At 62.2% G+C, this 10,120-nt stretch carries 9 protein-coding genes; 5 read left to right on the forward strand and 4 right to left on the reverse strand.

What is annotated here, in order from left to right:
* Positions 1-77 precede the first annotated feature (77 nt).
* Positions 78-833 (forward strand): SDR family NAD(P)-dependent oxidoreductase, encoded by a 756-nt coding sequence (locus tag AC0L25_RS12950; RefSeq protein WP_473595831.1) that lies wholly within the window; start codon positions 78-80, stop codon positions 831-833.
* Positions 834-1,085: 252 nt separating this feature from the next.
* On the opposite strand, the gene der is transcribed toward AC0L25_RS12950, so the two are convergent.
* A complete protein-coding gene (der, locus tag AC0L25_RS12955; protein WP_473595832.1) occupies positions 1,086-2,519 on the reverse strand; it encodes a ribosome biogenesis GTPase Der in 1,434 nt (477 codons plus the stop codon).
* 3 nt (positions 2,520-2,522) lie between these two features.
* On the reverse strand, positions 2,523-3,188 hold the full coding sequence (locus AC0L25_RS12960; protein ID WP_473595833.1) for a tetratricopeptide repeat protein: 666 nt from the start codon (positions 3,186-3,188) through the stop codon (positions 2,523-2,525).
* A gap of 191 nt (positions 3,189-3,379) precedes the next feature.
* Between AC0L25_RS12960 and AC0L25_RS12965 the strand changes: the two genes are divergently transcribed.
* The gene (locus tag AC0L25_RS12965; RefSeq protein WP_473595834.1) at positions 3,380-4,381 is read left to right on the forward strand and encodes a polysaccharide deacetylase family protein; all 1,002 of its coding nucleotides are present in this window, start codon (positions 3,380-3,382) and stop codon (positions 4,379-4,381) included.
* 26 nt (positions 4,382-4,407) lie between these two features.
* On the opposite strand, the gene sbmA is transcribed toward AC0L25_RS12965, so the two are convergent.
* Together sbmA and AC0L25_RS12975 are read right to left on the reverse strand one after the other, a co-directional pair.
* A complete protein-coding gene (gene sbmA / locus AC0L25_RS12970) occupies positions 4,408-5,685 on the reverse strand; it encodes a peptide antibiotic transporter SbmA (protein WP_473595835.1) in 1,278 nt (425 codons plus the stop codon).
* A gap of 122 nt (positions 5,686-5,807) precedes the next feature.
* Entirely contained in the window at positions 5,808-6,968 is a 1,161-nt protein-coding gene (locus tag AC0L25_RS12975; RefSeq protein ID WP_473595836.1) for a YbfB/YjiJ family MFS transporter, read from the reverse strand.
* Positions 6,969-7,397: 429 nt separating this feature from the next.
* Between AC0L25_RS12975 and AC0L25_RS12980 the strand changes: the two genes are divergently transcribed.
* The 3 genes from AC0L25_RS12980 to AC0L25_RS12990 all read left to right on the forward strand — a co-directional run bounded on the left by AC0L25_RS12980 (position 7,398) and on the right by AC0L25_RS12990 (position 10,064).
* On the forward strand, positions 7,398-8,312 hold the full coding sequence (locus AC0L25_RS12980; protein ID WP_473595837.1) for a LysR substrate-binding domain-containing protein: 915 nt from the start codon (positions 7,398-7,400) through the stop codon (positions 8,310-8,312).
* Between the two features lie 84 nt (positions 8,313-8,396).
* Positions 8,397-9,653, forward strand: a complete 1,257-nt coding sequence (locus tag AC0L25_RS12985; RefSeq protein WP_473595838.1) for an aminopeptidase — start codon at positions 8,397-8,399, stop codon at positions 9,651-9,653.
* A gap of 45 nt (positions 9,654-9,698) precedes the next feature.
* Complete coding sequence (locus AC0L25_RS12990; RefSeq protein WP_473595839.1) at positions 9,699-10,064, forward strand: DUF488 domain-containing protein; 366 nt, start codon at positions 9,699-9,701, stop codon at positions 10,062-10,064.
* The last annotated feature ends 56 nt before the right edge of the window (positions 10,065-10,120 follow it).

A 10,120-nucleotide genomic window follows, 5' to 3' on the forward strand; every position in this document is an offset into this window, starting at 1 on the left:
AGCGAATTGGAGCGAAACTTCTTGCGATAACCGTCTGCCTCTGTTCGGTTATGTCACGATGGCATAGGATAGAGACGATGAAGCCTGACTTCCAGGGTAAGGTCGCGATTGTGACCGGCGGAGGCTCCGGAATAGGAGCGGCTGTTTCACGGCAACTCGCGCAGGAAGGAGCCGAGGTTGTTGTCGCCGATCTTGATGCCGAGGCCGCGCGCTGCATGGCCGCCGAAATAAACGCGCAAGGAGGCAGGGCCTACGACGTTGCGGTCGATGTCACGGATGCGGCAGCCGTCGAAAAGCTGATCGAGTTCACTGTCCAGAAATGCGGCGGACTGGATATGGCGGTAAACAATGCGGGTGTCGACGGCGTTCGAAAAGCAACGGCAGACTATCCGCTCGACAACTGGCACAAGCTGATAAACGTCAATCTAAATGGCGTTTTCTACAGCATGAAGTACGAAATCGCCGCCATGCTGGATCGAGGCGGAGGCGCTATCGTGAACATGTCCTCGATTCTCGGTTCCGTCGGCTTGCCGACTGCGTCCGCATACACGGCAGCGAAACACGGGGTCGTTGGACTAACCAAGGTCGCGGCGATCGAATATGCGAGGATGGGCATCCGGATCAATGTCGTCGGCCCCGGCTGGATCGAAACGCCTCTTTTGTCGGAGCAAATGGAGGTATTAGCCACCCGGCGCATGGCAGCCCTTCAGCCGATGGGCAGACGCGGCAAACCGGAAGAGGTAGCGGCTCTTGTATGCTTCCTGTTGTCCGATCAGGCCAGCTTTATCACTGGGAGCTATCATCTGGTGGACGGAGCTTACACCGCCCATTAGGTGCGGTGGCTGGCCCCACTCGTGCTGGCTGCTGTAAAGGTGATGACGCCGCAGATCGCCGGGCTGCCCGCACTGCCTGAGATGGCGCTGTTCCCGCGTCGCAAGGGAGGCCGAGCCAGACCCGGTGGCGGCGCGACTTGCCGACATCCTGCTGCAGGTGGCGGTGGAATCGTCTGCCCGAAAGTGTGCAGGCGCTGCCCGCGAGCGGCTAGCGGAGCGTAGCCTGATGCGGGCGCCCAGAAGACGCGGCGCTCAGCGGCGTTTTTTCGCCTTGCTGGCGAATGGATTTTCCGAGGTGCGCAAGGCGATGCGGATCGGCACGCCTGGCATGTCGAAGGCCTCACGCAGACTGTTCGAGAGATAGCGGACATAGGATTGCGGCATCGCGTCCGGCCGTGAGCAAGACACGACGAAGCCAGGCGGGCGCGTCTTGGCCTGGGTGACATATTTAATCTTCAGCCGGCGACCGGCGACGGCAGGCGGCGGATGATGCGCCAGGATGCCTTCCAGCCAGCGGTTGAGCTTGCCGGTCGAGACGCGGCTGTTCCACACCTTGTGCGTCCTGATGACGGCATCCATCAGCTTGTCGAGCCCGCGCCCGGTCTCGGCCGAGACCGGCACCGCCTGCATGCCACGCGCCTGCGGCAACAGCCGCTCGGTCTTCTCGCGCAGTTCCGCCAGAAGTTCCTGGGGATGGTCGATCATGTCCCACTTGTTGAAGGCGATCACCGGCGCGCGGCCCTCGCGGATGATCAGGTCGGCGATTTGCAGATCCTGCTTCTCGAAGGGAATGGTGGCGTCGAGCACGATGATGACGATCTCGGCAAAGCGGATGGCGCGCAAGCCGTCCTGCACCGACATGACTTCCAGCTTCTCGTGAATCCTGGCCTTGCGGCGCATGCCGGCCGTGTCGAACAGTTTCAGCCGGCGGCCATGCCAGTCCCAGTCGACGGAGATGGAGTCACGGGTGATGCCGGCTTCCGGTCCGGTCAAGAGCCGCTCCTCACCGATCAGCGCATTGATCAGTGTCGATTTCCCGGCATTTGGGCGACCGACGACGGCGATGCGCATCGGTTTGGTATCGTCATAGCTCGGCTCGGCATCCGGATCAGTGATGTCCTCGCCGATCAGCACCTCGCTGGCGGCAGTCTCCTCGTCCGCATCTTCGTCTTCTTCGCCGAAGGCGCGCGCCTCGCCCAGTGCGGCGATCACCGCATCGCGCAAATCGGGCAGGCCCTGGCCGTGTTCGGCCGAGACCGGGACCGGCTCGCCAAGGCCGAGTTCCCAGGCCTCCAGCATGCCGCCCTGGGCGCCGCGCGCTTCGGCCTTGTTGGCGACGACGACAACCGGCTTGCCGGATTTGCGCACGATCTCGGCGAAGGTCTTGTCGTCAGGCATCAGCCCGGACTTGGCGTCTATCGTGAAAAAGATCAGGTCGGCTTCGCGGATGGCGATCTCGGTCTGGGCGCGCATGCGGCCCGGCAGCGTCGAAGCTGCAGCATCCTCGAAGCCAGCGGTGTCGATGACGTCGAAATGCAGATCGTACAGCTTGGCGGCATGGACGCGACGGTCACGGGTGACGCCCGGCGTGTCATCGACAAGCGCCAGCTTCCTTCCCACCAGACGATTGAAAAGGGTCGATTTGCCGACGTTAGGCCGGCCGATGATGGCGACTTTGAACGTCATCCGTCACGACACGCCGCCCGACCCTCGGATCAGCTCGGACATCAACGTCGCCCGCTCGCGCGCATTGCGCGGGGCGCTGTCATCCGAGGCGATCTGGTCGAACAGTTTCAGTGCGTCCGTCGCCTTGCCTTCCTTCCAGGCGGCAAGGCCAAGCGCTTCGCGCGCCGTGTGGCGCAGCGGGTTGGTATCGGCGGTGAGAGCCTCGACGCGGCTGGAGACATCGGCGAAGGAACCGTGGTCGACGAGCAGCAGTGCTGCCCTGAGGCGCGCCATGTCGCGAAGGCCTGATGGAATGTCCGTGTCGGCGGCGACCTCGTCGAAGTCCTTGACGGCGGCGGCGAAATCGCTCTTATCCGCCTTGACGGTTGCCGCGCGCATGCGGGCGAGCAGCGGATAGGCGCCGTAGCCATCCTTTTCCAACGCAGCGAGGGCAGTCAGCGCTTCGTCGCTCTTGCCCTCATTGGCAAGCTTCAGCGCCTGCGAGAAGGCGTCACCCGAGCGATTGGCGCGGGTCTCGTCCCAATAGCGATAGCCGACGAAGGCGGCGGTGCCGACCACCACCAACACCGCGAGCGCAAGCAAGGCCGGACCAAAACGGTCCCATAGCGCATGCGCCTGATCGCGACGCATCTCTTCGTTGACTTCGCGGATAAAACTGTCGTCCGACATCTCAAAACCATCCTGCCCGCCCCAGGGCGGTTCGTGAGCCCGCGTTTTAGCGAAATTTTGCCGGCATGGAAGGGGTTCGACAGGAAAATCGGCTAATCGCCGGACACGTGACCGCAAGAGGCGACCGCACCCACGCCACATTTCGCCGATAGCCGATGCTCGAACCCTCCTCAAATCCTGATCAGATGTCGATGCCTCGTTTCTCCCGCGTTGTTGCGTTTTCCATCGCGTCGCTTGCTGCAGCGGGCACTGCTGTTGCCGATCCGCCCGCGGCGCCAGCGCCGGTAAAGGCGAAGCAGGCCGTCATCATCTCGTTCGACAGCGCCCGCGATATTTCGCAATGGAAGCGCAGCCGGGCGCTGGCCCAGCACACCGGCGCCCATTTCACCTATTTCGTGTCCTGCGTCTTCCTGCTCTCGCCGGAGACGCGCAAGCAATATACGGCGCCCGGCAAGACATCAGGCAAATCCAATATCGGCTTCGCCGCCTCGAAACAGGAGGTCGCTGACCGGCTCGAGCAGATAAACCTTGCCGCCTCGGAAGGCCATGACATCGGCAGCCATGCTTGCGGCCATTTCGACGGCAAGGACTGGAGCAAGGCCGACTGGCTGAGCGAGTTCGGTTCGTTCAAGCGCGTTCTCGAAAACGCCTATTCGATCAACGCCATTACCGCCGAACCCGCAGGCTGGCGCGAAATCGCACGTAAGGCGGTCGGCTTTCGCGCGCCCTATCTGTCGGCAAACAAGGCGCTCTACGAGGCGCTGCCAAAGGCGGGCTATTTGTTCGACGCGAGCGGTGTGTCGCGCGGCCCTGCCCGGCCACCGACCAGCAACGGCATCACACGCTTTTCGCTCCCGCAGATTCCGGAAGGCCCTGACACAAGACGGGTGATCGCGATGGACTACAATCTCTATGTCAGGCATTCCGGCGGCTTCGAGCGGCCAAGCAAGGCAGACGAATTCGCCAACCGGACCTACGACGCCTTTCGCGCCGCCTTCGACGCCCAATACCAGGGCAAACGCGTTCCGCTGGAACTCGGCTTCCATTTCACACTGATGAATGACGGCGCCTACTGGAATGCGCTGGAGCGCTTTGCCGGCGAGGTCTGCACCAGGCCCGATGTCGAGTGCATCAGCTATCGCGACTATGTTTCGCGCCAACGCGGCCGAAAGCGGGCGTCTGTGGACGGCTGACTAGAAACGCTCGCCGCCCGCCACTCCTACCTTACCGGCTGATCCTCAGGGCGCAAGCCGGCTCGCTCTCGCTCCAAATAGGCCTGGTCGATTTCCGGTAGCGGCGCGCCTTCCAGCGTCGCTTCGAAGGCGCGCAGGCGCTTGTAGATGGATATCAGCTCGACGATCGTCGGCCAGGAATTGACGAGATATTGGAACGAACTGGCGACTTGGGAGAAAGCCGAAACGATTTGCTGGAAAACGCCAAGGGTTATCTTGCCGACAGCCAAGGTAGGAACGAGAATAAGCGTGGCGAAAACGTTATCGACCTGGAGATAGAGATAACGGACCATGTCGAAATAGACATAGTGCGCATAGAGCGTGAAATAGTTCTTTCGAACATTTCTGAAAAGCTCGGCCAGCGTTGGTGGCTGCGCGCGTGCCGTATCGTCCTCGCCGAGGACAAGTTCCTTGCGCAGAGCGGCTTCGACACGCTGGTTGCGAAATTCCAGGCCGGGAAGCTTGATGCCGACGACTGCCAGCAGGCCAGTGCCGAACAACGACCAGGCGATCGCCGCGATGACCAGCGGATAAGGGATTGCGCCGACGATTGGAAGCGTTGAGACATGGAGAGAAAGGGAGGCCAGCAAGGGCAGGAATGCAATCAGGGTCATGATGGAGTCGATGAAGTTCACGCCGAGCCCCTGCATTGTGCCGGAGAAGCGCATCGTGTCGTCCTGAACGCGCTGCGACGCCCCTTCGATATGGCGCAGCCTCGGCCAGTAAGCGGTAAAATAATCGTTCATCGCCGTGCGCCAGCGAAACACATAGTGCCTGACAAAAAAGACGTTCAGAACGGCAATGCTCATATAGACCAGCGCCAACGACAGAAACTGCCATACTCCATAGTAGAGCTCGGCAGGAGAAACGGAGCCCGGCGTGGTCAGCGCCTTTTGCACCATGGTGTAAAACATGCCGCGCCAGTCATTGAGCGCCACGCTGATCTGCACGATGAAGTTGGTGACGAAAATAATCAAACCAGAGCCAAGGATCGACCAGTTCTGCCAGGGATGGGGGGAATACAGCGCCCAAAAAAGATAGAATACGCCCACACCGGCGAAGAAATATCCGTAAAACCAGAGGAAAGCTGGCGTCAGGAATCTTACTGGGCTGATGACAGGGGCGGCCTGCGGGTCGACCGGCGGCATGCCGAGCATCGTGCCAAGATGTTCGCCGCCGAAAAACCACAGGATGACGAGCAGAAGGCTCCATACGACCGCCGAAGTGAAGAACAACTTCGGCTGCGGGAAGAAGGATACGAACACGGTGGGGAAATCCTCGGTCGATGCGCAAATCAGCGGCGTTGCTGTTCAGCGGGCATAAGGTCACACATCGATCGGAATGAAAATGGCCGGTGCGCGGTGCCCGGCCCCGAGCAAGACCACAATCATGGCGATTTTGGCGCAGCCGACCAGGTGATCGCGCCTGAGACCAGCAGCACGGCGGCGGCCACGATCGATGCGAGGAAGAAGTCGCCCGAGGCTTGCGCAAGCAGCCCGGCAACGATCGGACCAATGACCTGACCGAGGCCGAAGGAAGCCGTCATCAACGCCAAAATCCGGCGTGGCGCTTGCGGAGCAAGCTGCCTTCCGGTCTGCAGGCCGAGCGCGGTGATGGCGATGAAAGTCCCGCCAAGCAGAAACCCGCCGAGCAGCGGCCCAATGTGCCCGCCGACGGCGACGCTCACAGTGACGCCGACGACCTCGACGAGGCACCCGAAGGCATTAGCCTGGTAGAGCCCGATCTTTCCGGCGATCTTCTGCCAAAGCCAGACCGAAGGAATCCCGGCAAGGCCGGTGACCATCCAGACCATGGCTTCGAAGACGCGGCCACCGCCGCCCTGCCGGACGATGGCGACCAGAAATGTCGCCGTCACGATATAGCCGAAGCCGAACAGCCCATAGGCAACGATGATCTTCACCAGCGACCGATCTTTAGGCAGCGCCGGTTCGCGGCCAACGGCGCCGTTGACGGTCGCAGTGCTGCCGGCCAGCAAGGCCACAGCGGCAAAGCCACAGGCCGAGAATACGGCGGACCAGAACCAGCCCGCCGACCAGCCGGCATGTTCCGTCACGAGGATCGCCATCAGCGCCGAGGACGCCGCGATGCCAAGGCCGACGCCGCCGAAATGCAACGCCTGCAGGTCGTTTCGGCCGGTCGCGGCCAGATGGCCGAAAACGATGCTGGACATGAAGACCAAGACGAAGGCGCTGGCCAGACCTGCAAGAAACCGGATGACGAGAAAGGCCGCCATCGTGTCAGCCAGGCCCATCAGCCCGGTGAGGACCGCAGTGGCGGCAAGACCGGCCAGCATCAGCAGGCGCTCGCGACCGTGCGCCCAGCCGCCGACGGCCGCCAGCGCACCGATGAGATAGCCGAGATAGTTGGCGGATGCGATCCAGCCGGCATCGGCCGGCGTCAGGCCAAGTTCCTCCATCATGCCGGGTAGGATCGGCGTGTAGACGAAGCGGCCGATGCCCATGGCAACGGCCAGGGCAATCATGCCGGCGAAGGCGAGACGCAAAGGAGACGGTGAAGCGGCTTTCATTGCGGTGCACAATAGGTGCACGAGCCTGTCAAACAATCCGCTTGTGTTGGGCCAGAACGACTCGCAATGGTTGTTGGCAAGTATCCGTCGTAGAGGGCCGACCCGCTAACTCTGTTTCATCAGCCGCAGCCGACCTACGAGGTGCCAGTCTCGTAGGCAGTGCGCCGGGCCGTCGGCCTGAACGGCATGTCGGCGAGTTCGCGCTCCGACATGGTGTCGAGCACAGGATGGCGACAGCGGATCGGTGGCCCATCGGTTGGCCTCGCTTTCGTACGACCGGCTTTGCTCTGTGCCGGCAACGGAAAAGGCCCTGAGCAGTGATAAAATCTTCATCGGATTGCCTCGAGAGGTCTGATTGCCTCCTCAAAATCCGCCATTCTGGCCGATGTTTCAATTGAGATTTCAACTGTGCCAGTTTAGAAAAACTGAATGGCTATACTGAACCGCGTCCACCTCAACGGCCTGCGCGCCGTGGAAACCGTCGCCCGTCTGGGATCGCTTTCGGCTGCAGCGCGCGAACTCAACGTGTCCGCCAGCGCCGTCAGCCAGCAGATCAAGCGCACCGAAAAGCAGCTCGGCCAGACGCTGTTCGAACGGACGCCGGGCGGACTGGTTCTGACGGAATTCGGTGTCGTCTTCACAGCGCGGCTCAGCGCCGGTTTCCGCGAGGTTGCGCAGGCGGTGGCGCTGGCCGACGAGGAGAGCGAATGCACGCTGGTGGTTTCGGTCGCACCGGCCTTCGCCTCGAAGTGGCTTCTGCCGAGACTATCACGGCATTTCGCCCGTCACTCGAACGTGCTGCTGCGCATCGACGCTTCGGGCCGGATCGCCGATCTCGGCCATTCCGACATCGACATCGGCATCCGGATGGGCGACGGCAAATGGCCGAGCGTGCGCGCGGAACTGCTACTGGCGCAGGAGGTGTTTCCGGTCTGCGCGCCCTCGATCGGGGCCAGACTGAAGTCGATCCAAGACCTGGCTCAGACCTGCGCCATCACCGACGAGCGGTCGATGATCAGTTGGGACAGCTGGTTCGAGGCGGCCGGGGTGAAACCCGTCACTTTCCTCAAGGGCGCGCGTTTCACCGACCCGATGCTTTGCCTGGAATCGGCGATCGCTGGCCATGGCGTGATGCTCGCCTGGCAGTTGCTGACGGCTGACGCTCTTGCCGATGGCCGGCTGGTCGCGCCGTTCGGCGTGCGCGCTGAGAGCGGGCTGGGCTACTGGCTGGTGACATCGGCCAGCAAGAGGGAGAGCCGCAAGGTGCGCGATTTCAAGATTTGGATCCGCGAAGAGATCGAGGCAACGATGGCGCAGTTCGGCGCGCTCGACAGCGCGGCCTAAAGCAGGCCCAGTCGATCGCGGTGGAAAGACCGGCGGCACCGGTCTATGTATGGATGAGACCCCCAGATCACGGCAGGCAGGACCATGACCACACATTCGCGCGGCGTTTCCGCAACGATCGACCCGGTGAAACTCGACAGGCTGGCCGAAGTCGCCATCAAGGTCGGACTGCAATTGCAGCCCGGGCAGGATCTGGTGCTGACATCGTCGATCGCAGCGCTGCCTTTGACGCGACGGATCGTCGAGCATGCCTACAAAGCCGGCGCCGGCCTGGTGACGCCGATCTTCAACGACGACGAGATGACGCTGGCGCGCTTCCGCTATGGCGCTGACGCCGGCTTTGACCACGCCGCCGGCTGGCTCTATGAGGGCATGGCGAAGGCCTTCGCCAACAATGCGGCGCGGCTTGCCGTGCGCGGCGAGGATCCGTCGCTGCTGTCGGCGCAGGATCCGGCGAAAGTAGCGCGCGCCAACAAGGCGAATTCGGTCGGCTACCAGCCGGCGCTGGAAAAGATCACCGGCTTCGACATCAACTGGAACATCGTCGCCTACCCCGACCTGGCCTGGGCCAAGCAGGTGTTTCCGGGCGATACTGATGACGTCGCGGTGGCGAAGCTCGCCGACGCCATCTTTGCCGCCTCACGGGTTGATGTGGACGACCCGATCGAAAACTGGAAGTCGCACAATGCGGCTCTTCGCAGCCGCACTGAATGGTTGAACGGGCATAATTTCCATGCGCTGCATTTCACCGGACCCGGCACCGACCTGACCGTCGGTCTGGCCGACGGCCATGAATGGATGGGCGGCGCTTCGACCGCCAGGAACGGCATCACCTGCAATCCGAACATCCCGACCGAGGAGGTTTTCACCACGCCGCACGCAAGGCGCGTCGAAGGCCATGTTACGAGCACCAAGCCGCTGTCGTATCAGGGCACGCTGATCGACGGCATTGCGGTGCGTTTCGAGGCAGGCCGCATCGTCGAGGCGAAGGCCAGCCGCGGCGAGGATGTGCTGCAAAAAGTGCTCGACACCGATGAAGGCTCACGCCGGCTCGGTGAGGTCGCGCTGGTGCCGCATTCCTCACCGATCTCGAAGAGCGGCCTGCTGTTCTTCAACACGCTGTTCGACGAGAATGCCGCCAGCCATATCGCGCTCGGCCAGTGCTATTCGAAATGCTTCGTCGACGGCGCCTCGCTCGGCCAGGACGAGATCGCGGCGCGCGGCGGCAACAAGAGCTTCATCCATATCGATTGGATGATCGGTTCGGACAAGATCGACATCGACGGGCTCGGCAAGGACGGAAGCCGCGTGCCGGTCATGCGCAAGGGCGAATGGGTGTAAGGAGCCGCCAACAAGCCGTCATGGCGGTCAACCCCGGAGTTGACGATGAAACTCGATATCAAGGTCAAGCGCATCTACGAACCGCCCTCGCCTAACGATGGGCAGCGGGTGCTCATAGACCGCATATGGCCGCGCGGCGTCCGCAAGGAAGACGCCGCGCTGACGCTATGGCTGAAGAACCTCGCGCCAAGCGATGAATTGCGCAAATGGTTCGGCCACGAGCCGACGCGCTGGATGGAATTCCAGCAGCGCTATCGCGGCGAACTCGACAGGAACGGCGACGCGGTCGGCCAATTGCGGGCCCTGCTCGACAACGGCCGGGTGACGCTGCTCTACGGCGCCCAGGACGAGCTGCACAATAACGCAGTGGCTTTGGCTGACTATCTCAGCCTAGAGCGTTCTGTCATTTGATTGAATCGTAGGGATTCCCGAATCACGACAATTTTGATTCAACCTGCTGGCTGGGA

It is taken from the genome of Mesorhizobium sp. WSM4813 (genome assembly GCF_055811555.1).